The following is a 25588-nucleotide window of genomic DNA, read 5'->3' as shown; positions in this document are numbered from 1 at the left end:
CAAATGTATGCTCACATCGCTATGTGTGCAAGTGTACGGGCAGGGCGTGCCGCCTGCGGCAGTCCGCACACGTCAGCCGGTCGGGTCGATGGTGGTGAGACGCTGGGTGGCCCGGGAGAGCGCCACGTACAGAGTGCGCACCCCGGCGCCCGGATCCGCCCGGATCTCGCTCGGGGCGACCAGCACCACCCCGTCGTACTCCATGCCCTTGGCCTCCAGGCTGGTCACCACCTGCAACCTGGGCGCGCCGAGCGCGCCCAGCCAACCGGCGACCTCGTCCCGGCGGGGGACCGGCGTGATCACCCCGACCGTGCCCTCCACCTCGGCCAGCAGGCCGGCGGCGGCCTCCACGGTCGCGGTCTCCAAGCCCGTCGCGGGCACCACCAGCTCCACCGGCTCGACCCCGGTGGAGCGGACGGCGGTCGGCAGCGGCAGGTCCGGGTAGAGCCGCCGGATCTCCGCCGCCGCCACCGCGAAGATCTCCGCCGAGTTGCGGTAGTTGGTGGTGAGCGTGAAGTCGTGTCGCTTACGCCGGCCCAGCGCCTGGTCGCGGGCCCGGGTCAGCTCCTCCGGATCGCCGGTCCACGCGGTCTGCGCGGGGTCGCCCACCACGGTCCAGGAGGCCAGTCGGCCGCGTCGACCGATCATCCGCCACTGCATCGGCGAGACGTCCTGTGCCTCGTCCACCACCACGTGCGCGTAGTCCCGGTAGTCCTCGGGGCGCTCCCGGGCCGCCGCGCGGGCGGCCCGTTGCCGTTCACCGAGGGTGCTCAGCTCACGGACGCCGCCGGCGAGGTGGAACGGGTCGCGTCGCGCGCGGGCCGGCTGCGCGGGCTTGCCGAGCAGCGCGTCCAGCTCGTCCAGCAGTGCCACGTCGGCGATGGTCAGCCCGGCCGAGTCCAGGTTCCGGTACGCGGCGTTGAGCAGCCGGATCTCCGCCGAGGAGAGGATCCCCCCGGCGTACCGGCGCAGCCGGTCCGGCTGCGCCAGCCAGCCGAGCACATGCCGGGGGTGCAGCCGAGGCCACCACGCCTTGAGGAACTCCCGGAACTCCGATCGCTCGGCGATCTCCGCCTCGAAGGCCGGTTGCTCCGGCAGCCGACCGCTGCTCAGCTCACGGGCCTGCGCCCAGAGCGCGGCGAACACCCCGTCGAAACCGGCCCGGCGCACCTCGTTGCGCCGTGCGCCGCGTTGCAGCGCACGGTCCCGGATCCGGTCCAGCGCGACCCGGTCCAACCGCAGCAGCGTGCCCCGGTAGAGCAGCCGCAGCTCACCCGGGCCGCCCGGCACCGCGTCGCGGGCCGCCCGCTCCAGCACCCGGCGCATCCGCAGCGAGCCCTTCACCGCCGCCACCTCGGGCGGGTCGGGGCGGGTGGCCGTCATGCCCGGGAAGAGGGTGCCCAGCGAGTGCAGGGTCGCGGTGTCCTCACCGAGCGACGGCAGTACGGAGCCGATGTACTCGACGAACACCGACGACGGGCCGACCACCAGGATGCCGCCGCCGGCGTAGCGGCTGCGGTCGGAGTAGAGCAGGAACGCGGCCCGGTGCAGGGCGACAGCGGTCTTGCCGGTGCCGGGGCCGCCCGCGACGATCGTCACCCCGGAACCCGGCGAGCGGATCGCCTCGTCCTGCTCCCGCTGGATGGTCGCCACGATGTCGCGCATGCCCCGGCCGGTGGCCTTGGACAGGGTGGCCAGCAACGCGCCGTCACCGACGATGGTCATCCCCTCCGGGGCGGCCGTCGGGTCCAGCAGGTCGTCCTCGATCCGGGTGACCCGCTCGGCGCGGGACTGGATGGTGCGGCGCCGCACCACGTCCAGCGGCTGCGCCGGGGTGGCCTGGTAGAACGCGGCGGCGGCCGGCGCGCGCCAGTCGACGACAAGCGTGACGGCGTTCTCGTCGCGGATCCCCAGTCGCCCGACGTGCAGTACCTGACGGTCGCGCAGGTCCAGTCGGCCGAAGACCAGCCCCTCGTGCTCGGCGTCCAGGGTGTGCCGCCGCTGCGCGGCGTGGAAGACCATCGCGTCGCGCTCGACCAGTGCGCCGTGCGTGCCCACCCGGGCCATCCGGTAGCCGTCACGCTCGGCGCGTACGGCCGACTGCCGCAGCTCGGCCAGTCGGGCGTACACCCGGTCGAGGTGTCGTTGCTCGACGGCGATCTCCTGCTCCAGGCCGGTCTGGTCGGTCAACGCACGCTCCTTCAGAGGTCGCCGGCAGGCGGCGGAAACCGCGCGGGCCAACGGAGAAGAGTACGGCCCCGGAGCGGACCCGCCGCGCCCGAGGTGCGCGAACGTGCTCAGGCACCCGTCTCGGCGGGGGCCGCGCCACGGTGGGCCGGCGGTGACGCGCCGAGGTGGGCCGGCGACGATTCGGCGATCGCCCGTCGTACGACGCCGGTGAGCGCGGCGTTCACCTCGTCCGGGCGTTCCATCATCAGCATGTGCCCGGCACCTGGGCAGACGGTCAGCTCGGTGGCCGGCAGAGCCGCCGCGATCGACTCGGCGCACGGCGGTGGGGTCAGCCGGTCCCGGTCGCCGACCAGGGCGGCGGCCGGCAGGTGGGCCAACGCGGCGAGGGTGTCCAGGCGGTGCTGGGTGCCGATGGAGGCGCGGAACCCGCCGATCGAACGCAGCGAGGCCCGGGCCACCGCCGACGTCACCAGGCGGATGTCGGCCGGCTCGCAGCGGTCACCGAAGAGCATCCACCGGATGCTCGGTCGCAGCGCGTTCAGCAGTGCCCGGGGAGCACGCCACGAGCCACACCGGGCCAGCACACCGGCGCCGGTCGTCTCGGCCAGCCGGATCAACCGGGCGATCCGCGGCGAGAGCCCGTAGACGGTGTGCGTGTGCCCCTCGGCGGTGGTCGAGACGAAGACCAGGCCGGCGGTACGGGCGGCGAAGTGCGCGGGGTGGCGGTGGGCGTACTCCATGATCGTCATGCCGCCCATCGAGTGCCCGACCAGCACCACCGGGCCGCTCGGGGCGACCGCGTCGATGACCGCGGCCAGGTCGTCACCCAACTGGGCCAGGGTGGCCGTGGGCAGCGCCATGCAGCTGGACCGGCCGTGCCCCCGCGCGTCGTAGGCGACCACCCGCACCGCATCGCCGAACTGCGGCGCGGTGAGCGCCTCGACCTGCCGGTGCCAGGCGCGCCGGTCCAGCGTCCAGCCGTGCAGCAGGATGGCGGTGACCTGGGCGTCCGTCGGACCCGTCGCCTCGACGTTGAGCCGTACACCGTCCGGCAGGCCGACCTCGAACCGCTCCGGCATCGCCACCTCCCCAGGGCCGCCAGTATCACCAGCACCGGGATACCCGGCGGTAACACCGGCTACCCGCCATGACACCACGCCAATCGCGCCGTGGCGAACATTCCCGACCTCGCCCGTGCCGGACGGCGGCGGGCCAAGCTGGACGGCATGGGGTCGTCGGGAGCGCCCATGGGTGCGACGTCGGGGCAGGGGCGGCAGGCCGGCGGTACGCCCCGCGCCGCCCTGGCCGACCTGCTCGCCGGCAATCGGCGGTTCGTCAGCGGCCAGCCGGTGCACGGACACGACGTCACGGCAGCCGCCGCGGCCTCCGGCGACCAGCAGCCGTACGCGGTGGTGCTGGGCTGCATCGACTCCCGGGTGCCGTTGGAGGCGATCTTCGACCAGACCTTCGGCGCGATCTGCGTGATCCGAACCGGTGGGCACGTGCTCGATCGCGCGGTCTGCGGCTCGATCGAGTACGTGGTCGGCCAGCTCGGCGTACCGCTGGTGATGGTCCTCGGCCACGAGCGGTGTGGCGCGGTGCAGGCCACGGTGGAGGCGCTGCGCATGGGCCAGCGTCCCGGCGGGTCGCTGGCGCACCTGGTGGACGAGATCGCGCCGGCGGTCACCGAGGCGGGGATCGATGATCCGGCGGTCCTGCCGCTGGCGATCCGCCGGCACGTCCGGCGTACGGTGCGCACCCTGCGCCAGGACGATCTGCTGGCCGGGCCGGTGGCCGCCGGCCGGGTGGCCGTGGTCGGCGGCCTCTACGACCTGGCCACCGGCGAGGTCGCCCTGCTCGATCCAGGCTGACCCGCCCTGGCCCGAGTGACCGTCCCCGCCGCCGCCCGAAGCCGATCCGCGCACGCGAAACCGCCCGCCGGGAACTCCCGGCGGGCGGTTTCGTTGGAGCGGTGGGGGAGGGCTCAGCCCTCGAAGACGCCGGCCGCGACCAGGCGCTTCTCGGTGGCCTCCCAGCCGTCACCCGGGTGGGTGGCAGCCAGGTTGTTGATCTCCGCCCGGATCTTGGCGGCGTGGCCGGCGGCGGCCAGAACGCGGATCTCCTCGACGAAGGCGTCGGAGTCCGTGCGCAGGTGCGCGGTCTTGCCGTTGGTCAGGTTCCGCACGTAGGCGTGCTTGCCGCCGTTGAGCGGGATGAGGTACTTGAACTCGCCCAGCACGCTGAGGGCGCCACCCTGGCCAGCCTGGCCGGCCCGGACTGACGCGCGCGCGGTCTTAGAGGTGTTGCTCGCCACGGAGGTACTCCTTGCAAGACGTACGGGAGGACTAGACGTCCGGGGGCTGTGTGCGGGTCGTACGTGACTCGGCCCGCGAAGGTGTAACGCGGCATAAGCCGCCGGTGGAACTGTACAGGACCACGACATCATGCTGGTCGTCGCGGTGTCCTGAGAGGCAACGGCGACCACCCGTCCGGCTATTCCACCCGGCGTTTTTTCCGATTCCCTGGCGCACCACGCGTCACAGGAGTCATCATGTGTTGCAGCAGCCACCTGGGTGGACGAGGTCGTAGGGGAAGACGCACCTCGCTCTCCGGGAGGTCACCGTGCCAACGCGTGGCGTCGTATACGTCCACTCGACCCCGCTCGCCGTGTGCTCACACGTCGAGTGGGCGATCGCGCGCGTCCTAGCCGCGCCGGTCAACCTGCAGTGGACGGCTCAGCCCGTCGACCCCGGCGCACGCCGGGCCGAGTGCGGGTGGACCGGTCGTCCGGGGACGGGCGCCGAGCTGGCTGCTGCCCTACGGCAGTGGCCCATGATCCGTTTCGAGGTCACCGAGGAGCCGAGTCCCGGCGCCGACGGTGAGCGCTTCATGTACGTGCCAGCCCGTGGCCTGTTCCGGGCGACGGTCGGTGTGGCCGGCGACATCCAGCTCGGCGAGGACCGGCTCCGGGCGCTGATGGCGGCCTCCCGGGCTCCCGAGGCCCTGGCGCACGCCCTCGACAAGGCGCTCGGCACGGCATGGGACGCTGACCTGGAGCCCTACCGGTACGCCGGCGACGGCGCCCCGGTGACCTTGCTCACTCGGGTCGGCTGACTCGGTCGGCGGACCGCTGGCCGTACGCCGTCGCGCCGGTGACGACCGGTAAGGTCAAGTTGCCCCGATAAGGGAGAAGCTGGTGGGATGGGCGACGTGTCGAATCGCCCGTGGCGCGCCAGTGTCGCTGTCGCCGCCCTGACCGCCCTGCTCGTCTCCGGCTGCTCAGGTGACCCGGAGCGCCCCACGCCGACGCCCAGCCCCGTCGGGACGTCGGCGGGCCCGAGCGTCCCGCCCGCGCCGCCGGCCAGCGACCCCGCCGGCCGCGCCGCCGCGCTGGTGGCGACGCTGTCCGACGAAGACCTCATCGGCCAGGTGCTGATGCCGTACGCCTACGGCGACTCGGCGACGCAGGTCTCCGCCGGTTCGGCGGCCGGCAACCAGGCCCTCGCCGGGGTGGACACCCCCGCCGAAATGATCGCCAAGTACCGACTGGGTGGCCTGATCCTGGTCGGCTTCAGCGCCGACGACCCGACCAAGGGCAACCAGGAGACCACGAACGTCGACAACCCCAAGCAGGTCCACGAGCTCACCACCGGGCTGCGCAGCGCCGCCGGTCGGCTCGCCGCCGGTTCGGCGCCGCTGCTCATCGGCACCGACCAGGAGTACGGGGTCGTCACCCGCGTGACCGACGGTGTCACGGTGCTGCCCAGCGCCCTCGCGGCCGGCGCGGCCGGTGACCCGAAGCTCACCGAGGCCGCCTGGCGGGCCGCCGGCGCCGAGCTGGCCGCGATGGGCATCAACATCGACTTCGCCCCGGTGGCCGACGTGCTGGCCACCCGCAGCACAGTGATCGGCTCCCGGTCCTACGGCTCCGACCCGAAGCAGGCCGCCGCGCAGGTGGGCGGCGCGGTCCGTGGCCTCCAGGCGGTCGGGGTCGCGGCCACCCTGAAGCACTTCCCCGGGCACGGCCACAGCGCCGACGACTCGCACAAGGATCTTCCGGTGCTGACCCAGTCCGCCGCGGCGTTGCAGAGCGGCGCGTGGCCGCCGTTCACCGCCGGAATGGACGCGGGCGCGATGGCCGTGATGTCCGGTCACCTGGACGCGCGCGCGATCGACCCGGGGACCCCGGCGACGTTCTCGCACAAGCTGCTCACCGACGTCCTGCGCGGCCAACTCGGCTTCAAGGGCGTAGTGATCACCGACGGGATGAACATGCCGCCCGCGATGCGCTGGGCTCCCGGCGAGGCGGCGGTCCGGGCGCTCAACGCCGGTAACGACCTCATCCTGATGACCCCGAACGTCGGTCAGGCGTACGACGGGCTGCTCGCCGCGCTGCGCGGCGGGTCGCTGCCCCGGACCCGGCTGGTCGACGCGGTCACCCGGGTGCTGACGATGAAGTTCCAGCTCGCCGAGCTGCCGGCGGCGCAGATGTCCACGCTCAACACCCCGGCACACCGGGCGGCGGCCGACGCGCTGGCCGCTGCCGCCGTCACCGTGCTGCGTGGCGCCTGCGGCGGAGGGGTACGCGGGCCGGTCACCGTCACCTCGTCCGGCGGTCGGAGCGGCACCCGGGCCACCCTCACCGCCGCGTTGACCGCCGCCGGAGTGCAGGTCAAGCCCAGCGGCGGCACTGTCGTGCACCTGGTGGGCTACGGCGACGGCGCCAAGGACCTGAGCCCCGACGCGGCGATCACTGTCGCCATGGACACCCCGTACGTGCTGGCCGACGCGAAGTCACCGAGGCTGTTGGCCACGTACTCGTCCAGCCGGGCATCGATGACCGCCCTGGCCGCTGTGCTCGCCGGCAAGGCCCGGCCGGGCGGCCGGTCCCCGGTGACCGTTCCCGGACTTCCCGCGACGACCTGCGCCAGCAACTGAGCCAACGGGGCCGACCTCAGCGGGCAGCCGTGAGCCCGCGCACCGCGAGCCGGTACGCCGGCAGCACGTCGGTCCGTTCGGTGATCAGGCCCTCGTTGACCGCGAAGACCAGCGTCTGCCCCGCCGACTGAACGGCCAGCGCCCAGTTCCGCGCCGCCTCCTCCTCGGCCAGCGGGCTGGTGGCGAGCCAGGTCATCTCGGTGGCGTCGAGGCCGCCGGCGCGGAGGTCGCGGAACTGCTGGCCGGTGACCGTCTCGCCGGCTCCGGTGGCGAAGCTCTCCAGCGCGGCGCGCGGAGCGGCAGTCGGCGTGTCCGTCGCCCAGATCCGCAGGAACCCGCCGCCGGCCGGCCGGCCGTCCACCTCGCAACGCACTGTGGTGCCGCCGCGCTTGGTGAGCGCCTCGCCGACCAGCTCGGCCAGCTCACCCTTGGGAGGCTCGACAGCCTTCGCCGTCCACCCGTCGGCCAGCGGAAACGTCACCGGTACCGGGCAGGGGGAACCGGCGCCGCCGGTGGTGCCGCCGGACGCCGCCGGGGTCGTCTCGTCGTACCAGGGCTCGCCCGTGGCCTGTGGGGCCGGGTCGCCGGCCGCAGGAGCGGCGGCGTCGTCGCCGCAGCCGGCCAGCAGGCCGAGGATGAGCGCCGCCGACACGGCGACGCGGGTACGAGCGTCCATTGTGGTGATCCCCGTCAGTCGATCTTCAGTCGGCCCATCTAAGCCGCGCGGTCCCTCGACGTCAATCGGGATCGAGTGCCCGCGACGGAAATCCGGTCGCCTGCGCGCCGATCGGTCTGACAGCCTCACCCCATGGGAGCGGCAGCAGGATTCCGGCACGTACGACGGGCGGACGGCACCGTGGTGATCACTCACCACGGCCGGGTCGCCGGCACGCTGCGCGGCGCTCGGGCCGCCGAGTTCCTGGCCGAGGTCGACGACGACCCGCAGCTGGTGATGGCCCGCTGGACCGGCAACTACCGCCACGGCAACGAGCGCACCGCGAAGCAGCACCCCCGCAACCGGGGCTGAACGATGAAAGGGCCCCTCCTCTGGACGAGGAGGGGCCCTTTCGCAGGATCTCAGGGGCGGGCGAAGACCAGTGCCACGTTGTGGCCGCCGAAGCCGAACGCGTTGTTCAACGCGGCAGGGATCTCCATGTGACGGGCCTTGTGCGCGGCGACATCCAGGGTGAGGCCTGGCTCGGGGTCGTCGAGGTTGATCGTCGGAGGGACGACACTGTCGCGGATCGCCAGGATGGTGGCGATCGACTCCAGCGCACCGGCCGCACCGAGCAGGTGACCGGTCATCGACTTCGTCGCGGACAGCACCGGGTGGTCGCCGAGTGCCTTGTGCAGGCCACCGATCTCCAGCATGTCCCCGACCGGGGTCGAGGTGGCGTGCGCGTTGACGTGCACGATGTCCCGCTTCGCCACGTCCGCGTCGGCGATCGCCTTGGCGATGGCCCGGATCGCGCCCTCGCCCTCGGCGTGCGGCTGCACGATGTCGTACGCGTCGGAGGTGATGCCGGCGCCGGCGAGGCGCGCGTACACCCGGGCGCCCCGGGCCGCGGCGTGCTCGGCCCGCTCCAGCACCACGATGCCGGCGCCCTCGCCGAGGACGAAGCCGTCCCGGCCCCGGTCCCACGGGCGGGAGGCCCGCTCCGGGTCGTCGTTGCGGGTCGACATGGCCCGCATCGAGCTGAAGCCGGCGATCGGAAGGGGGTGGATGACCGCCTCGGTGCCGCCGGCCACCACCACGTCGGCCCGACCGGAGCGGATGATGTCCAGACCGAGGGCGATCGCCTCGGCGCCGGTGGCGCAGGCGCTGGCCACCGAGTGCACGCCGGCCTTGGCGCCCAGCTCCAGCCCGACCCAGGCGGCCGGACCGTTCGGCATCAGCATCGGGATGGTGTGCGGGGAGACCCGCCGTGGGCCGGAGGCCTCCAGGATGTCGTCCTGGGCGAGCAGCGTGGTGGCACCACCGATGCCGGAGCCGACGCTGACGGCCAACCGCTCCCCGTCGAGGTCGGAGCCGGCGAGGCCGGCGTCCGCCCAGGCCTGCTGCGCCGCGATGATCGCGATCGCCTCGGAACGGTCCAGGCGGCGCAGGCGGACCCGGTCCAGCACCTCGGACGGCTCCACGGCCAGCTGGGCGGCGATCCGGACCGGCAGTTGCTCGGCCCACTCCTGGGTGAGGGCACTCACCCCGGAGCGGCCGGCGAGCATTGCGTTCCAGGTCGACGCGACGTCCCCGCCAAGCGGGGTCGTCGCGCCGAGCCCGGTGACGACGACGTCTGGACGACTCATGATCAGGACTGCGCCGCGATGTAGCTGACAGCGTCGCCGACGGTCTTCAGGTTCTGCACCTCGTTGTCCGGGATCTTGACGCCGAACTTCTCCTCGGCCGCGACCACGACCTCAACCATGGAGAGCGAGTCGACGTCGAGGTCGTCGGTAAAGGACTTCCCCTCGGCCACGTCGTCCGGGTTCACCCCGGCAACCTCTTCGAGGATCTCGGCGAGGCCGGTGGTGATCTCGTCACGGGTCATTGCGGTTGGTTCCTTTCATCGGGGTTCTCCGGCGGCCGGCGTCGCCGACCGCCAATCCTGGACGCGTACGCGCCCGAGGGGGTCATCAGGGGCAGCGGACAACCTGACCGGCGTAGGTCAGGCCGCCGCCGAAGCCGAACAGCAGCACCGGTGCGCCCGAGGGCACCTCCCGGCGCTCGACCAGCTTGGACAGGGCCAGCGGCACGCTCGCCGCGGAGGTGTTGCCGGACTCGACGATGTCCTTCGCGATGATCGCGTCGGGGATGTTGAGCCGCTTGGCGATGCCGTCGATGATCCGGGCGTTGGCCTGGTGCGGCACGAACGCGGCCAGCTCCGACGGGTCGACCCCGGCCCGCTCGCAGGCCTGCAGCGCGAGCGGCGCGATGGCGGTGGTGGCCCAGCGGAACACCGCCTGCCCCTCCTGCTGGATGTACGGGCGCCAGCCCTCGATGCGGACCGCGTCGCTCTTGTCCGGCACCGAACCCCAGACGACCGGGCCGATCCCGGTCGGCTCGTCGTCGGCGGTGGCGGAGACCACCGCGGCACCGGCCCCGTCGGCGAAGATGATGCAGGTGGAGCGGTCGGTCCAGTCGGTGAAGTCGGACAGCTTCTCCGCGCCGATGACGATCGCGTTGCGCGACGCCCCGGCCCGGATGGCGTGGTCGACGGTGCCCAGCGCGTACGCGAAGCCCGAGCAGGCGGTGTTGAGGTCGAACGCGCCCGGCGCGGTGATGCCCAGCTTGCCGGCGACCCGGCAGGCCACATTGGGGCTGCGGTCGATGGAGGAGCAGGTGGCGACCACGACCAGGTCGATGTCGGCGGCGGTCAGGCCCGAGTTGGCCAGTGCCTTGCCGGCAGCCGCGGCGGCCATGTCGGCGACCGTCTCACTGTCGGCGATCCGCCGGCTGACGATGCCGACCCGGTCGCGGATCCACTCGTCGTTGGTGTCGACGAGCTGGGCGATGTCGTCGTTGGTCACCACCCGGGAGGGCTGGTAGTGCCCCATCGAGACGATGCGACTGCCAGTCATGAACGGCCTCCGATACGGGCGATCAGGTCCCGTGCGGCCGGCAGGTCGTCCGGGGTGTTGAGGGTGACGATCTCCGGGGCGCCGTCGCCCTTGAGTTCCCGCTTGACCAGGCCGGCGAGGGTGCCGGCCGGGGGTAGTTCGATCACGCCGGTGACCCCGAGGTCGGCCAGCGTACGCATGCACAGGTCCCAGCGCACCGGCGCGGTGACCTGACGAACGAGGCGCCGCACCATGGCCGCGCCGTCGTCGACAGCGGTGCCGTCGAGGTTCGACAGCAGGGTGCGGGCCGGGTCCGCCGGGGTGATCCCGGCGGCTTCGGCGGCGAGCGCGGTCTCCGCCGGAGCCATGTACGGGGTGTGGAAGGCGCCGGCCACCTGGAGGCGGATGATCCGGGTCCGGGTGGGCGGCGCGGCGGCGAGCTTGTCGAGCCCGTCCAGGGCACCCGCGGCGACGATCTGACCGGCGCCGTTGCGGTTGGCCGGGTAGAGCCCGTTCGCCTCGATCGCGGCGATCACCTCGTCGGGATCACCACCGAGCACCGCGGCCATTCCGGTCGGCTCCAGCGCACACGCGGCGGCCATCTCCCGGCCGCGCACGCCGGCCAGGGTGATCGCGGCGTCGGCCGACAGCACACCGGCCAGGGCGGCGGCACCCAACTCACCGACGCTGTGGCCGGCGGTGACGGCGACGCCGTCCAGCGGCAGGTGCTCGGCCGCGAGCAACGCCGCGGCGACCAGCAACGGCTGGGTGCGGGCGGTGTCCTTGATCTCGTCGGCGTCGGCGTTGGTGCCCAGGTGCAGCAGGTCGACCCCGGCCAACGCCGACCAGTCGCGCAGTCGCGCCTCAGTGCCGGTCAGGTCGAGCCAGGGGGTCAGGAAGCCGGGTTTCTGAGAACCCTGGCCGGGACTAAGTACGGCGAGCACGTCTATGACTCTCCCGGATAATGGCGGGTAACGCGGTGCCGCCTTCGACCAAACCACACTAGGACCTTTAGAGGTTTCCTACAAAGATCGGCGGGGATCATCCTCGGTTTGGGCGGATTTCCGAGTAGCCGGGGTCATTGTCTGAGTCGGGACCGGCGAGGCCAGCGGGGCGACCGGATCCAACCGACCCACGGTCAGCGCGACCTGAAGGGCGAACGCGTCGCGCGGCGACAGTGGCGAGAACCCGGTCACCTCGGCGATCCGGCGCAACCGGTAGCGCACCGTGTTCGGGTGCACGAACAGCGCCCGGGCCGCGCTCTCCAAGGTGCCACCGGCGGCCAGGAAGGCGTCCAGGGTGGCCAGCAGTTCCCCACTGGCGCGCACCAGCGTCGCGTACACATCGTGACGCAGCCGCCGACGGGCCTCGGTGTCGCCGGCGAGGGCCCGCTCCGGCAGCAGGTCCGCGGCCGGCACCGGCCGGGGCGCGCTCGGCCAGGCCGGTGCGGCCCGAAAGCCGGACAGCGCGGCCCGCGCCGACTCGGTCGCCTCGTCCAGGCTCGGTACGGCGGGACCGACCACCACCGGGCCGTCCCCGAACGCGCTCAGCAGCTTCGCGGTGGCGGTCAGCGGGTCAGGTGCGCCGCCCAGCACGATCACCAGCCGGTCGCCGTGGACGCCGCCGATCACCTCCACGCCGATCCGGCGGGCCTGCCGGTAGACCACGTGCAGCACCGCGGAGACCTCGCCGCCGGGCGACCGACCGACAGCCACCGCCACCGGCGGCGCGTCCGCCCAGCCGAGAGCGGCGGCCCGACTGGCCAGGACGTCCGGCGAGTCACCGCGCAACAGCGCGTCGACGAGCAGCGCCTGCAACCGGGCGTCCCAGGCGCCACGCGACTCCGCCGCCCGCGCGTACACCCGGGCGGCGGAGAACGCGATCTCCCGGGAGAAGCGCAGCACCGCCTCGCGTAGCTGCTGCTCCTCACCTTCAGCGGCCAGGTGCGACACCTGCTCCTCGACCACGTCGATCGTCACCTTGATCAACGCCACGGTCTGCTGGAGGGTGATCGACCGGGCCAGCGCCTGCGGGGCGGCGGCGAAGACCTCGTCCGAGACCTCCTGGGTGCTGTCCGCGGTGCCGCCGCCCTCGCGCAGCCACTGCACCAGCGACCTCGCGCCCGCCTGCGCCACCAGCATCACCCAGGAACGCTGGTCGGCCGGCAGCGCCCGGAACCAGGGCAGCGTCTCGTCCATCCGGGCCACGCTGGAGGTGGCCAACGCCCCCGCCGATCGTTCGATCCGGCGCAGCGTGGCCGACAGCTCCCCACCGCCCGGCGTGCTCACCGCCCTAGCCTGACACGTCGTGAGCAGGCCAACCACGCCGGCACCGGTCCGCCGCGTACCCAGTGGGCCGGTCTCACGACTGCGGGGGAGCGGGCAGGCCCACCTCCTGGGCCAGGATGGCGGCCTGCACCCGGCTGCGTAGGTCCAGCTTCGCCAGGATCCGGCTCACATGGGTCTTCGTGGTGCTCTCCGCCAGCACCAGCCGATCGGCGATCTGCTGGTTGGACAGACCCAACCCGAGGCAGGCCAGCACGTCACGCTCACGCGGGGTGAGGGTGTCCAGCGCGGCCCGCGTGTCAGCCGACGCACCCGGCGCGGTGGCCGCGAAGGCGGTGATCAACCGACGGGTCACAGTGGGCGCGATGAAGCCGTCGCCCCGCGCCACCGTCCGCACCGCGCCGACCAGGCCGTCGGCGTCGGTGTCCTTGAGCAGGAACCCGGCCGCCCCGGCCCGCAACGCCCCGAAGACGTACTCGTCCAGGTCGAACGTGGTGAGCACCAGCACGTCGGCGAGCCCTTCGCTGACGATCGCCCGGGTCGCGGAGATCCCGTCCCGGCGCGGCATCCGCACATCCAGCACCGCCACGTCGGGGCGCAACTCCCGGCACAGGCGCACCGCGGCGTCGCCGTCGGCCGCCTCGCCGACCACCTCGACACCCGCCGAGCCGTTCAGGATCAGGGCCAGTCCGGCCCGTACCGCCGGCTGGTCGTCGGCGAGCACCACCCGTACCGTCGCCGGGGCCGTGTCGTCCGACGGCCGCGCCGGCCCGGTCACCCGCCCTCCCCGGTGGGCAGGGCCGCCCGTACCTGCCAACGGCCGTCGTGCGGCCCGGCGGTGAACCGGCCGGCCAGCAGCGTGGCCCGCTCCCGCATGCCGATCAGCCCGGCCCCGGCGCCCGGCAGCCCGGCCCCGCCCCCACGCACCGGGTTCTCCACAGTCAGCACCACCTCGGCCGGCCGGTACGCGATCGTCAGCTCCGCCTCACCAGTACCGTGCTTGAGCGCGTTCGTCAGGGACTCCTGCACGATCCGGTACGCGGCGAGGTCCACCCCCACCGGCAACGCGCCCGGCGTGCCATCGGTCCGGACCCGCACAGCGAGGCCGGCAGCCCGGACCCGGTCGACCAGTCCGTCCGCCTCGGCCAGCCGCGCGGTGACCACCTCCGGCGCGGCCGGGTCGGCGCTGGTCCCCGGCTCGCGCAGCACCTCGATCATCTGACGCATCTCGGCGAGGCCCTGCACGCTGCTCTCCCGGATCACCCGCAACGCCGACTCCACCTGACCGCGATCCAACCCGGGTACGGAGAGTACTGCGGTGGCGTGGATGGCCACCGCGCTGAGGTGGTTCGCGACCACGTCGTGCAGCTCCCGGGCCATCCGCGCCCGTTCGGCGCTGACCGCCTGCCGACGGTCCAACTCGACCAGCCGGGCGGTCTGCTCGGCCCGCGCCCGCTCGGCGGCGGCCTGATCTCGGTACTGCCGCACGCTGATGCCGGTCAGGACCGGCAGGAGGCCGACGAGCACCACCAGCACGCCGATGGCCACCCCGCTCCACTGGTCGGAGAGGATCACGCCGACGACCGCACCGAGCACGCTCAGCCCGATGGTCGCCCACAGCAGCCACCGCCACAGCCGTGGCGGACCGTAGACACAGGCGTCGTAGAGGACCTGCGTGTAGATCAGGATCGCGCCCAGCGAGCCCCCGAGCGCGATGTCCACCACCACTGCCACGGTGCCGACGGCGAGGCTGGCACGCGGGGCGGCGCGGCGCAGACCCACCGCGACGCACATCGCCAGCAGCGACGGCAGGAACAGGACCGCGGGCACGTCCGGGTGCGGACGGATCTGCGGTTGCCAACCCAGGGTCCACAGCACCAGCCCGCCGGCCAGCGACGCCCCGGCCAGCGCCAGGTCCCGGCCGCGAGTGCCGGAGCCGAGCCACGGTGGCGGACGCATGCCCCGATCCCACCACAGTCGCACCGGGTCGGAGTCCGACCGGGGGAGGAGACCGCCGCCCGCGACATGCGCCGAAAGGGGTACGCGGGCCGCGCCTCGCCAGCCCAATAATGATCATCATGACCGTCTGCTGGACCGGGTGGCCGCCGAACTGGCGCTCCTCGTTCCGACGGAGACCGAGGTCCTGGCCGGTCTGGAGATGGGCGGCATTCCGGTGGTGACCGCGCTCGGTCGGCACACCGGGCTGCCCTGCGCCTTCGTCCGTAAGAGCGCCAAGGCGTACGGGACGGCCAGGCTGGCCGAGGGAGCGGAACTGGTCGGCCGTCAGGTGCTGATCGTCGAGGACGTGGTCATCTCCGGCGGCCAGGTCGTCATCTCCGCCGGGCAACTGCGCGATCTGGGAACACGCCCTCTGCGTCATCGACCGGGCTGAGGGCGGGGCGCAGGCGCTCGCCCATCACGGCGTGACACTGCGGGCGCTCTTCGCCAGCGCCGACCTGGAGGCTCACCGCGCCCGCTGACCGCCGGTCCGCCGCGCCGCCGAACCTCACGGTGAACGACACGAAAAGAAGCTGTGAACTGCGTAACCGGCTCCCGCGCTCAGCGGCGTCTCCGGGGACCGGCCGGTCCGGACCCCGGGTACGCTGCGCGCGGCCCGTCGGTCCCGGCCAGTACGGTGACAGGGCACCTCGGGGAGCATTCGAGGGTGAGGCGAGCGTGAGGAGACCGGGGATGGCGCACGGGGAGGCCGAGCACGGCTGCGCCCAGGGCGAGCCCTGCCGGCCGGGGCACCACGACCCGCAGGCGGCTGGCAAGCCCCGCCGGCCGGTCGGCGGTGCGCCATCGCACCCGGTGGAGCCGTTGCCGGGGCGCATCGACGACGAGCCCGTGCTGCCGCGCCAGCGCTCTGCCGAGCCCGACTCGGACGTTCCCGCTGGTTGCCTCAGTGAACTTTCCGGCTGGGCCGGGGCGCACCGGCACGGCGCGGTCCGGCCGCGTCCACGAGCCACCCGCCGGGAGCGCCCACCGCGCCGCTGGTGCTGAACACCGCGTTGCAGTGCCCGGTCGGCACACCGCGTTCCGCTGCCCGGTCGGCCGACGCACCCGCTGACCAGCGAGTGCGTCGGACCGTCGCGTGTTGTTGCGGGTCAGCGAGAGCGTGACCTCAGCGCGTGCGCCAGCTCAGCGCGTGCGCCTGCGGATCAGCAGGGCGATCCCGGCGAGGCCGACGGTGATGGTCAACATCACGCCGACGTTGAGCAGCAGCAGGCGTTGCAGGTCGCCGAGCGCCTCGTCGAGGTCCTTCGCCGGGTCCAGCGTGTCCTCCGGGAGGACACGTTCGCCGCCGCCCGCGCCGCCACTGACCGTGTCGAACTGCCGCTCCAGCGGCACACCGGCGGTGCGCAGGGTCTCGGACATGCTGAGCCGACCCAGGAACCAGCCGGCGCTGGTCTTACGGCCGTCCGGCTGCTTCGCCGGCCGGAAGACGCGAGGGCCGCCGATCGCCTTGGGGTAGAGGTCGTAGGTCTGCTTCGGCGTCTCGCCGGCGAGCACCACGACGGTGTATTTCGGACCGAGGTTGGCTGCCTTCGGCCCGGTCGGCATGCCGGTGCGTGCGAGGAAGTTGACCTGGTCGATGACCGCGCCCACGAGGGCGGGCTCCTTCTCCGCGCGCAACCGCAGCGGTGCGGACAGCCCCGTGCCGGTGATGTCCACTCCGGCGGGTGCCGGCTTCGGCGCCGCCGAGGCCGAGCCCGCGGTGCCGAGCGACAGCAGTGCCACCGCCAGCGTGCCCGCCAACACGGCGGCCAACCGCCTCATGTGTCGGAGCATCCCGCCTCCTCGCCCCGTTCGATGGATGGCTTCGTGGTGACGTCTGGACCGATCTGCCGGTGCGGCATCGACCGGATGGTCGCGTCCACTCCTACAGACTCCGCAGAACGTCGATGAGTTGCAGCTTTTGGAACAGTAATTGGAACTATCTGCGATCTCTGCTCGACTAATGAGGAGCCGTTTGATCAGCGGGCGGATCGTACCCTTACGGAGGGGTTCATGGGGGGCAGGGTTACACGTACGGTGCGGGTCGTGCCAGTGGTGCTCGGCGTGGCGTTCGGTGTGTTGTTTTTGGTGCCGGCGACTCCGGCCGCCGCCCACAACCAGCTGACCGGCAGCAACCCGCGCGACGGCGCCCGCGTGGCGTCGGCACCCGCCCGGGTCGAGCTGCGGTTCCTCGCCAAGCCGTCGCCGACTACGACGAAGATCACAATAACCGGACCGGACAATGTGGTCGCTGGCGGGACTCCCGCCTTCGACGGCAGTCGGGTGCGGGTGCCGTTCAAGCCGGCCGCAGCCGGGCTCTACATCGTCGGCTACCAGCTCGCGTCGTCCGATGGGCACCCGGTGAAGGGCGAGGTGCGGTTCACCCTCACCACCGGCACCGCAGCCGACCCCACTGCCTCGCCGTCGGCCACCGCCGGAACCACCCCGGCGAGCTCGCCCTCGGCTGGCGCGTCGGCCATCGGCGTACCCTCCGCCGGCTCGCCGTCGGCGGCGCCCGGCAGCGCGACGGCCTCCCCGGTGCCGGCCGCCTCAGAGCAGTCCGACTCCGGCAGTCGCTGGTGGATCTGGGCTCTCGGCGGCCTGCTGCTGCTCGCCGCACTCGCGGCCGGCCTGTTCTTCCGCCGCCGCCGAGGCACCGCCTAGTCGATCATCTGATGCCCGGTAGGTCCCGAACCCGACCGGGCATCATGGCCCCCGGGGCCGAGCTGGCCCTGCTCCGCGATCTTGCACTTTCTGTCCCGACACAAGGGGCATCCCACCCATGTCGACAACCGAAACTGCAAGATCGACGCGCTGGAAGCGGGAGCGGCGCGCGGGAGGGGGAGCGGCGCGCGGGAGGGGGAGCGGCGGGGGCGGGGGCGGGGGCGGGGGGTTAGACCAGGCGTAGGCGGGCGGCGCGGATTCGGGTCAGGGTGCGCTCGCGGCCGAGCACCTCCAGCGACTCGAACAGCGGCAGACCCACTGTGCGACCGGTGACCGCGACCCGCACCGGCGCCTGCGTCTTGCCGAGCTTGAGGCCCCGCTCGGCGCCGACCGCCTCCAGCGTCGACTTCAACGACTCGGCGTCCCAGGACTCCAGCGCCTCGAACGCCGCGACGGCGTCGTCCAGCAGCTCGGCGGAACCGTCCTTCATCGTCTTGGTCCAGGCGGCCTCGTCGATCAGCGGTGAGGCCAGGAAGAGGAAGTCGACGTTCGGCACGATCTCGCTGAGCACCGCGATCCGCGTCTGGGCCAGCGGCGCCACGGCGGCGAACGCGTCGGCGTCGAACTCCTCCGGCTGCCACGGCGGCGGCGCGATGGTCGCGGTGCCGGTCAGCCACGGCTGGCAGGCGTCGATGAACTCGGTCACCGGCAGCGCGCGAATGTACTCGCCGTTGAACGCGCGCAGCTTCTTCTCGTCGAAGAACGCCGAGGAGAGGTTGACCTCGTCCAGCCGGAACTCGTCCTCGATGACCGACCAGGGAACGATCTCCCGGTCGCCGGAGGGAGCCCAGCCGAGCAGCATGAGGTAGTTGCGCATCGCGCCGGCCAGGTAACCCTCGTCGCGGTACGCCTCCAGGGCGACCTTGTCCCGGCGCTTGGAGAGCTTCTGCCGCTTCTCGTTGACCACCACCGGCACGTGTGCCCAGATCGGCGGCTTGACCCCGAGGGCTTCCCAGAGCAGCTGCTGCTTGGGGGTGTTGGGCAGGTGCTCCTCGGCCCGGATCACGTGGGTGATCCCCATCGTCATGTCGTCGACGACGTTGGCCAGCAGGAAGACCGGCGAGCCGTCACCCCGGGCGATGACGAAGTCCTCGATGAGCTTGTTCTCGAACGTGGGCTCACCGCGGATCAGGTCGACCACCACTGTCGCGCCCTCGTCGGGCGTACGGAAGCGCAGGGCGTGCCCGGGGCCGGGGCCGAGGCCACGGTCGCGGTGGTAGCCGTCGTAGCCCTGGTACTGCGAGCCGGTGCGGGCCTGCACGTCCTCGCGGGTGCAGTCGCAGTAGTAGGCGCGGCCCGACTCGTACAGGCGCGCGGCGGCGGCCCGGTGTTCCCCGGCGTTGGCCGACTGGAAGTACGGGCCCTCGTAGCTGCCCCGGGAGATCCCGATCCAGTCCAGCGCGGAGAGGATGCCCTCGGTCCACTCGGGCTTGTTGCGTGCCGCGTCGGTGTCCTCGATGCGCAGCACGAACACGCCGCCCTGCTGCTTGGCGTAGATCCAGTTCTGCAACGCCGAGCGGGCGCCGCCGACGTGGAACATACCGGTCGGGGAAGGGGCGAAGCGCACACGTACTGTCACGTCCCCCAGCCTACGGCGGTCCGCGACTGCATTCCGCCACCGCCCCCCACGGCTCAGGGGACCGAGCGGATCTTGACGACCAGCGCGCTGCCGAGCAGGGTGACCACGGCGGTGACCGCGTAGAGCGTGGGATAGCCGCCCAGGTACACCACGAGCGGGGCGGAGAGTGCCGGGCCGAGCACCTGCGGCGCCGAGTTGGCGATGTTGATGACGCCAAGGTCCTTGGCCCGGTCGGTGGCCCGGGGCAGCACCTGGGTGATCAACGCGGCGTCCACCGAGAGGTAGACGCCGTAGCCGGCGCCGAGCAGCAGCGCCGCGACGATCGCCATCGGCCAGACCGGCGCGACCGCGAGCAGCAGCGCCGCCACCGCCATGATCAGCCCGGAGACGATCACGTAGATCTTGCGGCGGCCGGAACGGTCGGACAGCCGGCCGGCGACCACAGCTGTCAGCATCATCCCAAGCGTGTAGAGCAGGATCAGCACCAGCAGGCCACCCTCGGGATCGGGGTGGCGCACCCCGTCGCTGAGGAAGTACAGCAGGTAGAGGGTGCCCAGGGCGTTGCCCAACTGGACCAGGAACCGGGTGATCCAGGCCCAGGCGAAATCCGGGTGCCGTCGGGGGCTGATCCACATCGAGGCCAGCAGCGCCCGCGCCCGGATCGCCGGCCGATGGGTACGCGGCAGCGGTTCGTCGGGGGTGAGCAGCGCGAACGGCAGCGACAGCAGCAGGACGGCCACGGCGATGGCCAGGTAGCCGGCGGCGTTGCCGGTGACCACTGCGGTGACCAGCACCGCGCCGAGCACCAACCCGAGCGCCTGCGGGATGCCCACCCACCCCGAGACGCCGCCGCGCTGCCGCACCGGGACCCGGTCGGGGATGGCGGCGCTGAGGCTGGCCAGCATCGCGTTGAAGCAGACCTGCGCGGCGACCCAGCCGAGGGCGACGCCGAGGATGGTCCGCTGCTGGGCCAGCAGCACCAGGGCCGCCGCGCCGAGCACGGCCCCGCCCGCCGTCCAGACGTGCCGACGGCCGAACTCGCGGCCGGCGATGCGCAGGCAGGTCCGGTCGGAGAGCGCGCCCGCCAAGGGGTTGGCCAGCACCGCGGCCAACGCGCCGAGGCCGGTGACCACGGCCAGCATGTTTTCCTTGTCGCCGGGCGCGATCTGCTCGATCTGCTGGGGCAGCAGCACCTGGATGGGCGTGAAGAACGCCATCCACACGCCGAGGTTGGCCGCGAAGATCAAGCCGACCCAGCTGCGCCTCACCGGCACCGTCGGCTCGGCGAGCGCCGCCGGCAGCGACGCCGGCGTCGGGTCGAGGGTGGTCACCGCGCCGACCCCGGCCGGCTGGCCGCGATCACGTCCCGCAACCAGGTGTACGACGACTTCGGCGTACGGGTCTGGGTGGGGTAGTCGACGTGCACCAGACCGAAGCGTTTGGTGAACCCCTCGGCCCACTCCCAGTTGTCCAGCAGCGACCAGACGAAGTACCCGCGGACGTCGACCCCGTCGTCGATGGCGGCCCGGACCGCCCGCAGGTGCCCGTCGAGGTACGCGATCCGTTCCGGGTCGGCCACCTGCCCGTCGGCGTCGGGCTCGTCGTCGTACGCGCAGCCGCTCTCGGTGATCTCGATGGGCGGCAGCGCGTCGCCGTAGGTGTGGCGGAGCCAGCCGAGCAGCTCGCGTAGCCCGTCGGGGTCCACCGGCCAGTCGAAGGCGGTACGCGGGTAGCCGTCCAGCGGCACGAGGTCGAACGGCAGGGGTGAACCCTCCTCGGCCGCCCGTACACCGGTGGGGTTGTAGTAGTTGACCCCGAGCACGTCGATCGGCGCGGCGATCGTGTCGAGGTCGCCGGGGTGGATGACGCTCGGGTCCAGGCCGGGCAGCTCCGGGTAGCCGCGGCCGAGCAGCGGGTCGGTGAAGAGCCGGTTGTGCAGCGCCTCGTACGCGGCCCCGGCGGCCCGGTCGGCGTCGCTGTCGCCGAGCACCCGCACCGGTGAGTAGTTGTTGGCGATCGCCACCGGGCTGGTGGTGTGGGTCCCCAGCGCGGCGACCGCGAGCCCGTGCCCGAGCAGTTGGTGGTGGGCGACCGGGAAGGCGTCGAACAGCAGCATCCGGCCGGGAGCGTGCACGCCCATGCCGTACCCCATGCTCATGTGGACGAACGGCTCGTTCAGGGTGATCCAGAGCCGGACCCGGTCGCCGAGGCGAGCGGCGGTCTTCTCGGCGTACTCGGCGAAGCGGGCGGCGGTGTCCCGGTGCATCCAGCCGCCGGCGTCTTCGAGGGGTTGCGGCAGGTCCCAGTGGTAGAGGGTGGCCACCGGGTCGACTCCGGCGGCCAGCAACTCGTCCACGAGGCGGTCGTAGAAGTCCAGGCCGGCCGGGTTGGCCGGGCCGGCGCCGGTGGGCTGGACCCGGGGCCAGGCGATGGAGAACCGGTACGCGGAGACGCCCAGGCCGGCCAGCAGCGCCACGTCCTCGGTGTGTCGGTGGTAGTGGTCGCAGGCCACCTCGCCGCTGCTGCCGTCGCTGATCCGCCCGGGGGAGCGCGCGAAGGTGTCCCAGATGGACGGAGCGCGGCCGTCGGCGGTGGTGGCCCCCTCGATCTGGTGGGCCGATGTGGAGACGCCCCAGCGGAAGCCGGTGGGGAACTGGGGCATCGGTGCGGTCGACATGCGCCCTCCCGGTCAACGTGAAACGTGTTCGGGACTTTAAAGCGCTCTCGATGAATGCGCCATAGGCCGCCCTGGCGTAATCCGCAATGGTTGATCGGCGTGTCTTTTTCCGAACCCGTCCGGGTAAGTCCGATTTAGCGCATAGAGTGCCGATATCGTGGGATGTCCTCACCGGAGGAAAGACGGAAATGATCCTCGTGGAACGCAGTGCGCACGTGGCGGCGCCAATTGAAGTGGTCTGGGATGTCGTGCAGCGGGCCGAGCAGTTGCCGGCCTGGCTGGCCGGGGTCCGAGCGGCCGAAGTGCTCTCGGGAGAGGGCTTCGGACGGCGACAACTCGTCCAGGCTGGGCGCGGCTCGGCGCATGAGGCCGAGGTGATCGCCTACCAGGAGCCGACGCTGATCGGCTGGCGGGAACGGGCCAAGGGCGCTGGATCTCGGGCGGAGGCGCGCACCGAGATCTACGTCCAGCTCACCGGAGACGAGGAGGAGGGCGGGACCATCGTGCGCCTCATCGTGGTCCGCTGGCCGGCCGGCCCGGTCAAGGCGGCCATGCTGCGCCTCGGACTGCGTCGGGTCGGCGCCGACCTGGAGGACTCGCTGGCCCGGCTCACCGACCTGGCCGCCGTCGGCTGACGAGCGCCCATCCTCCCGGCGTCACCCGCGACGGCGGTGGTCCGGATCCCCGCCAGGGCCCCCGGACCACCGCCGCTCCGTACCCCCCGACCGCAGTTGGGGTTGGGCCGTAACCGCAGAAGGGCCCGGCGCTGACGCGCCGGGCCCTTCTGCGGTCGTGCTGGGTATTAGCTGTCGCCGCCGGTCTCGCCGACCGGGGCGGCGTTGACGTCGTCGATCGCGTACTTCTTGGCGGCCTCGGCGGGCACCGTGGTCGCCACCGCGCCGCTGCGGGCGAGCTGCCGCAGCGTGGCCACCACGATCGACTCCGCGTCGACGTGGAAGTGCCGGCGCAGCGCGTGCCGAGTGTCCGACATGCCGAACCCGTCGGTGCCGAGCGACGTGTAGTCGCCGGGTACCCAGCGGGCGATCAGATCCGGTACCGCACGCATGAAGTCGCTGACCGCGACCTTCGGCCCGTCCGCCTCGGCCAGCTTCTGCTGGATGTACGGAACCTTCGCCTCGGCGCCCGGGTTGAGCAGGTTGTACTCCTCGGTCTCCACCGCGTCGCGGCGCAGCTCGGTCCAGGAGGTCACCGACCAGACGTCGGCACCCACCCCCCAGTCCTGGGCGAGCAGCTGCTGGGCCTTGAGCGCCCACTGCATCCCGGTGCCCGAGGCGAGCAGGTTGGCCTTCGGCCCGTCGACCTGCGGTGCCGGCGAGTAGCGGTAGATGCCCTTGAGCAGGCCCTCCACGTCCACGTCAGCCGGCTCGGCCGGCTGCAGCGTCGGCTCGTTGTAGACCGTCAGGTAGTAGAAGACGTTCTCCTGCGCGTCCCCGTACATCCGGTGCAGACCCTGCTCCAGGATGTGCGCGATCTCGTACGCGAACGCCGGGTCGTACGCGACCACCGCCGGGTTGGTGGCGGCGATCAGCAGCGAGTGCCCGTCCTCGTGCTGAAGGCCCTCACCGTTGAGCGTGGTCCGACCCGCTGTGGCGCCGAGCAGGAAGCCCCGGGCCATCTGGTCGGCCGCTGCCCACAGCCCGTCGGCGGTCCGCTGGAACCCGAACATCGAGTAGAAGATGTACATCGGGATCATCGGCTCGTCGTGCGTGGCGTACGCCGAGCCGGCCGCGGTGAACGAGGCCACCGATCCGGCCTCGTTGATCCCCTCGTGCAGGATCTGCCCGGAGGTCGACTCCTTGTACGACAGGAACAGCTCGCGGTCGACCGAGGTGTAGCGCTGGCCGTGCGGCGAGTAGATCTTCGCGGTCGGGAAGATCGAGTCGAGACCGAAGGTGCGGGCCTCGTCCGGGATGATCGGCACCCAACGCTTGCCGAACTCCTTGTCCTTCATCACGTCCTTGAGCAGACGGACGAAGGCCTGCGTGGTGGCCACCTTCTGCTTGCCCGAGCCGCGCTTGATGTCGGCGAACCGCTCCGGACCCGGGATGGCCAGCCGCTTCGTGCTGGTCCGCCGGGACGGCAGGTACCCGCCGAGCTGCTCGCGCCGCTCCTTGAGGTACGCCAGCTCCTCGGACTTCTCGCCCGGGTGGTAGTACGGCGGCAGGTAGGGGTTGTCCTCCAGCGCCTTGTCCGGGATGTCCAGGTAGAGCCGGTCGCGGAAGGTCTTCAGATCCTCCAGCGTCAGCTTCTTCATCTGGTGGGTCGCGTTGCGGCCCTCGAAGTGCGAGCCGAGGGTCCAGCCCTTGATCGTCTTCGCCAGGATGACGGTGGGCTGACCGGTGTGCTCGGTGGCCGCCTTGTAGGCCGCGTAGAGCTTGCGGTAGTCGTGCCCGCCCCGCTTGAGGTTCCAGATCTCGTCGTCGCTGAGCGGCTCGACCATCTTGCGGGTCCGTGCGTCACGGCCGAAGAAGTGCTCCCGCACGTACGCGCCGGACTCCGCCTTGTAGGTCTGGTAGTCGCCGTCGGTCGTGGTGTTCATCAGGTTGACCAACGCGCCGTCGGTGTCCGCCGCGAGCAGCGGGTCCCACTCACGACCCCAGACGACCTTGATCACGTTCCAGCCGGCACCCCGGAAGAACGCCTCCAGCTCCTGCATGACCTTGCCGTTGCCCCGGACCGGGCCGTCCAGCCGCTGCAGGTTGCAGTTGATCACGAAGGTGAGGTTGTCCAGCTCCTCGCGGGCGGCGACGCCGATGGCGCCGAGCGTCTCCGGCTCGTCCATCTCGCCGTCGCCGAGGAACGCCCAGACATGCTGCTGGGAGGTGTCCTTGATGCCGCGGTGCTGCAGGTACCGGTTGAACCGGGCCTGGTAGATCGCGTTCAGACCGCCGAGGCCCATCGAGACGGTGGGGAACTCCCAGAAGTCCTGCATCAGCCGAGGGTGCGGGTACGAGGGCAGCCCACCACCGGGGTGCGACAGCTCCTGGCGGAACCCGTCGAGCTGGTGCTCGCTGAGCCGCCCCTCCAGGAACGCCCGCGCGTACATGCCGGGGGACGCGTGGCCCTGGTAGAAGATCTGGTCGCCACCGCCCGGGTGGTTCTTGCCCCGGAAGAAGTGGTTGAAGCCCACCTCGTAGAGCGACGCCGAGCTGGCGAAGGTGGAGATGTGCCCGCCGACGCCGATCTCCGGGCGCTGAGCCCGGTGCACCAGCATGGCGGCGTTCCACCGGACGTACGCCCGGATCCTCCGCTCGACGTGCTCGTCACCCGGGAACCAGGGCTCGCGCTCCGACGGGATGGTGTTGATGTAGTCGGTGGTGGTCAGGGGCGGAACCCCGACCTGGCGCTCACGGGCCCGCTCCAGCAGGCGCAGCATGACGTAGCGAGCGCGTTTGGCGCCGCGTTCGTCGATGACACCGTCAAGCGACTCGACCCATTCGCTTGTCTCTTCAGGGTCGATGTCCGGAAGCTGGCTCGGTAGGCCGTCGCTGATCACCGGGCGCTTGCGTTCCGTAGCCACAGGCGTTCCCTCGGTTGTGTGTGGGATAGGTCTCTAGCGCCATCCTGCCCCCTGGTGGCACCCCTCGTCACGTCTAGGTCCCCCCGACGCGATGCTGAACA

Annotated in this window: 23 protein-coding genes and 1 pseudogene; 8 read left to right on the top strand and 16 right to left on the bottom strand. The window is 72.2% G+C overall.

The window, feature by feature from the left end:
• Positions 1-72: 72 nt before the first annotated feature.
• Positions 73-2190, bottom strand: coding sequence for a HelD family protein (locus ACGF3C_RS15925; RefSeq protein WP_393222465.1), 2118 nt, complete (start codon positions 2188-2190; stop codon positions 73-75).
• Positions 2191-2297: 107 nt separating this feature from the next.
• The gene (locus ACGF3C_RS15920) at positions 2298-3269 is read right to left on the bottom strand and encodes an alpha/beta hydrolase (RefSeq protein ID WP_357221897.1); all 972 of its coding nucleotides are present in this window, start codon (positions 3267-3269) and stop codon (positions 2298-2300) included.
• A gap of 168 nt (positions 3270-3437) precedes the next feature.
• Between ACGF3C_RS15920 and ACGF3C_RS15915 the strand changes: the two genes are divergently transcribed.
• Positions 3438-4061, top strand: a complete 624-nt coding sequence (locus ACGF3C_RS15915; RefSeq protein WP_393222868.1) for a carbonic anhydrase — start codon at positions 3438-3440, stop codon at positions 4059-4061.
• Positions 4062-4174: 113 nt separating this feature from the next.
• Here ACGF3C_RS15915 and ACGF3C_RS15910 read toward each other — a convergent pair whose 3' ends face one another.
• Entirely contained in the window at positions 4175-4504 is a 330-nt protein-coding gene (locus ACGF3C_RS15910) for a hypothetical protein (protein ID WP_030330285.1), read from the bottom strand.
• A 308-nt stretch (positions 4505-4812) separates the two neighbouring features.
• Here ACGF3C_RS15910 and ACGF3C_RS15905 point away from each other — a divergent pair, with 308 nt between their 5' ends.
• Complete coding sequence (locus ACGF3C_RS15905; protein ID WP_091409261.1) at positions 4813-5304, top strand: DUF3145 domain-containing protein; 492 nt, start codon at positions 4813-4815, stop codon at positions 5302-5304.
• An 87-nt stretch (positions 5305-5391) separates the two neighbouring features.
• Positions 5392-7128 carry a glycoside hydrolase family 3 protein gene (locus ACGF3C_RS15900; RefSeq protein WP_393222461.1) on the top strand — a complete coding sequence of 579 codons (1737 nt, stop codon included), beginning with the start codon at positions 5392-5394 and terminating at the stop codon, positions 7126-7128.
• A 16-nt stretch (positions 7129-7144) separates the two neighbouring features.
• On the opposite strand, the gene ACGF3C_RS15895 is transcribed toward ACGF3C_RS15900, so the two are convergent.
• The gene (locus tag ACGF3C_RS15895) at positions 7145-7804 is read right to left on the bottom strand and encodes a lipoprotein (RefSeq protein ID WP_393222458.1); all 660 of its coding nucleotides are present in this window, start codon (positions 7802-7804) and stop codon (positions 7145-7147) included.
• Between the two features lie 132 nt (positions 7805-7936).
• Here ACGF3C_RS15895 and ACGF3C_RS15890 point away from each other — a divergent pair, with 132 nt between their 5' ends.
• On the top strand, positions 7937-8155 hold the full coding sequence (locus tag ACGF3C_RS15890) for a hypothetical protein (protein WP_355008813.1): 219 nt from the start codon (positions 7937-7939) through the stop codon (positions 8153-8155).
• Between the two features lie 50 nt (positions 8156-8205).
• Here the strand turns inward: ACGF3C_RS15890 and fabF are convergent, their stop codons facing one another.
• From fabF to ACGF3C_RS15855, 7 genes and pseudogenes are all read right to left on the bottom strand, one after another.
• A complete protein-coding gene (gene fabF / locus ACGF3C_RS15885; RefSeq protein ID WP_393222455.1) occupies positions 8206-9432 on the bottom strand; it encodes a beta-ketoacyl-ACP synthase II in 1227 nt (408 codons plus the stop codon).
• Positions 9433-9434: 2 nt separating this feature from the next.
• Positions 9435-9674: an acyl carrier protein gene (locus tag ACGF3C_RS15880; protein ID WP_030330276.1), complete on the bottom strand. Its 240-nt coding sequence runs from the start codon at positions 9672-9674 to the stop codon at positions 9435-9437.
• Positions 9675-9759: 85 nt separating this feature from the next.
• Entirely contained in the window at positions 9760-10704 is a 945-nt protein-coding gene (locus ACGF3C_RS15875) for a beta-ketoacyl-ACP synthase III (RefSeq protein WP_238670069.1), read from the bottom strand.
• Between the two features lie 5 nt (positions 10705-10709).
• Positions 10710-11627, bottom strand: a pseudogene (locus ACGF3C_RS15870) (ACP S-malonyltransferase); the annotation flags it as partial.
• A gap of 78 nt (positions 11628-11705) precedes the next feature.
• Positions 11706-13034 carry a PucR family transcriptional regulator gene (locus ACGF3C_RS15865; protein ID WP_393222865.1) on the bottom strand — a complete coding sequence of 443 codons (1329 nt, stop codon included), beginning with the start codon at positions 13032-13034 and terminating at the stop codon, positions 11706-11708.
• Between the two features lie 10 nt (positions 13035-13044).
• Entirely contained in the window at positions 13045-13746 is a 702-nt protein-coding gene (locus tag ACGF3C_RS15860) for a response regulator transcription factor (RefSeq protein WP_357221905.1), read from the bottom strand.
• The gene (locus tag ACGF3C_RS15855) at positions 13743-14927 is read right to left on the bottom strand and encodes a histidine kinase (RefSeq protein ID WP_357221907.1); all 1185 of its coding nucleotides are present in this window, start codon (positions 14925-14927) and stop codon (positions 13743-13745) included. Before ACGF3C_RS15855 ends, ACGF3C_RS15860 begins: the two co-directional genes overlap by 4 nt.
• Before the next feature lie 139 nt (positions 14928-15066).
• Between ACGF3C_RS15855 and ACGF3C_RS15850 the strand changes: the two genes are divergently transcribed.
• A complete protein-coding gene (locus ACGF3C_RS15850) occupies positions 15067-15360 on the top strand; it encodes an orotate phosphoribosyltransferase (RefSeq protein ID WP_393222450.1) in 294 nt (97 codons plus the stop codon).
• A 299-nt stretch (positions 15361-15659) separates the two neighbouring features.
• Complete coding sequence (locus ACGF3C_RS15845; RefSeq protein ID WP_357259914.1) at positions 15660-15971, top strand: hypothetical protein; 312 nt, start codon at positions 15660-15662, stop codon at positions 15969-15971.
• Between the two features lie 138 nt (positions 15972-16109).
• On the opposite strand, the gene ACGF3C_RS15840 is transcribed toward ACGF3C_RS15845, so the two are convergent.
• A complete protein-coding gene (locus tag ACGF3C_RS15840; protein WP_357221913.1) occupies positions 16110-16760 on the bottom strand; it encodes a hypothetical protein in 651 nt (216 codons plus the stop codon).
• Positions 16761-17012: 252 nt separating this feature from the next.
• Here ACGF3C_RS15840 and ACGF3C_RS15835 point away from each other — a divergent pair, with 252 nt between their 5' ends.
• On the top strand, positions 17013-17630 hold the full coding sequence (locus tag ACGF3C_RS15835; protein WP_393222446.1) for a copper resistance protein CopC: 618 nt from the start codon (positions 17013-17015) through the stop codon (positions 17628-17630).
• A gap of 229 nt (positions 17631-17859) precedes the next feature.
• On the opposite strand, the gene gltX is transcribed toward ACGF3C_RS15835, so the two are convergent.
• Genes gltX through ACGF3C_RS15820 form a run of 3 tightly spaced genes read right to left on the bottom strand, consistent with a single transcriptional unit; the run spans position 17860 to position 21946 of the window.
• Entirely contained in the window at positions 17860-19269 is a 1410-nt protein-coding gene (gene gltX, locus ACGF3C_RS15830) for a glutamate--tRNA ligase (RefSeq protein ID WP_393222443.1), read from the bottom strand.
• 53 nt (positions 19270-19322) lie between these two features.
• The gene (locus ACGF3C_RS15825) at positions 19323-20600 is read right to left on the bottom strand and encodes an MFS transporter (RefSeq protein WP_393222441.1); all 1278 of its coding nucleotides are present in this window, start codon (positions 20598-20600) and stop codon (positions 19323-19325) included.
• Positions 20597-21946 (bottom strand): GH1 family beta-glucosidase, encoded by a 1350-nt coding sequence (locus ACGF3C_RS15820; RefSeq protein WP_393222438.1) that lies wholly within the window; start codon positions 21944-21946, stop codon positions 20597-20599. The genes ACGF3C_RS15825 and ACGF3C_RS15820 overlap by 4 nt, the downstream gene beginning before the upstream one ends.
• Before the next feature lie 188 nt (positions 21947-22134).
• On the opposite strand from ACGF3C_RS15820, the gene ACGF3C_RS15815 reads away from it, so the two are divergent.
• Complete coding sequence (locus tag ACGF3C_RS15815; RefSeq protein WP_210783445.1) at positions 22135-22581, top strand: SRPBCC domain-containing protein; 447 nt, start codon at positions 22135-22137, stop codon at positions 22579-22581.
• A gap of 167 nt (positions 22582-22748) precedes the next feature.
• Here the strand turns inward: ACGF3C_RS15815 and aceE are convergent, their stop codons facing one another.
• Complete coding sequence (aceE, locus tag ACGF3C_RS15810) at positions 22749-25487, bottom strand: pyruvate dehydrogenase (acetyl-transferring), homodimeric type (protein WP_357223791.1); 2739 nt, start codon at positions 25485-25487, stop codon at positions 22749-22751.
• Positions 25488-25588: the final 101 nt, after the last annotated feature.

Source organism: Micromonospora sp. NPDC047762 (assembly GCF_043204655.1).
In the GTDB taxonomy this organism is placed as follows: Bacteria; Actinomycetota; Actinomycetes; order Mycobacteriales; family Micromonosporaceae; genus Micromonospora.
The sequence above is the reverse complement of the archived record's forward strand: the minus strand, read 5'-3'. Positions and strand labels throughout refer to the sequence as shown.

Coding starts and splice junctions, on each gene's coding strand:
- ACGF3C_RS15880 (WP_030330276.1), bottom strand. CDS start 9,674: ATGACCCGTGACGAGATCACCACCGGCCTCGCCGAGATCCTCGAAGAG.
- ACGF3C_RS15855 (WP_357221907.1), bottom strand. CDS start 14,927: ATGCGTCCGCCACCGTGGCTCGGCTCCGGCACTCGCGGCCGGGACCTG.
- ACGF3C_RS15920 (WP_357221897.1), bottom strand. CDS start 3,269: ATGCCGGAGCGGTTCGAGGTCGGCCTGCCGGACGGTGTACGGCTCAAC.
- ACGF3C_RS15820 (WP_393222438.1), bottom strand. CDS start 21,946: ATGTCGACCGCACCGATGCCCCAGTTCCCCACCGGCTTCCGCTGGGGC.
- ACGF3C_RS15840 (WP_357221913.1), bottom strand. CDS start 16,760: ATGCTCCGACACATGAGGCGGTTGGCCGCCGTGTTGGCGGGCACGCTG.
- ACGF3C_RS15900 (WP_393222461.1), top strand. CDS start 5,392: ATGGGCGACGTGTCGAATCGCCCGTGGCGCGCCAGTGTCGCTGTCGCC.
- ACGF3C_RS15845 (WP_357259914.1), top strand. CDS start 15,660: ATGGCGCACGGGGAGGCCGAGCACGGCTGCGCCCAGGGCGAGCCCTGC.
- ACGF3C_RS15895 (WP_393222458.1), bottom strand. CDS start 7,804: ATGGACGCTCGTACCCGCGTCGCCGTGTCGGCGGCGCTCATCCTCGGC.
- ACGF3C_RS15915 (WP_393222868.1), top strand. CDS start 3,438: ATGGGTGCGACGTCGGGGCAGGGGCGGCAGGCCGGCGGTACGCCCCGC.
- ACGF3C_RS15875 (WP_238670069.1), bottom strand. CDS start 10,704: ATGACTGGCAGTCGCATCGTCTCGATGGGGCACTACCAGCCCTCCCGG.
- ACGF3C_RS15815 (WP_210783445.1), top strand. CDS start 22,135: ATGATCCTCGTGGAACGCAGTGCGCACGTGGCGGCGCCAATTGAAGTG.
- ACGF3C_RS15890 (WP_355008813.1), top strand. CDS start 7,937: ATGGGAGCGGCAGCAGGATTCCGGCACGTACGACGGGCGGACGGCACC.
- fabF (WP_393222455.1), bottom strand. CDS start 9,432: ATGAGTCGTCCAGACGTCGTCGTCACCGGGCTCGGCGCGACGACCCCG.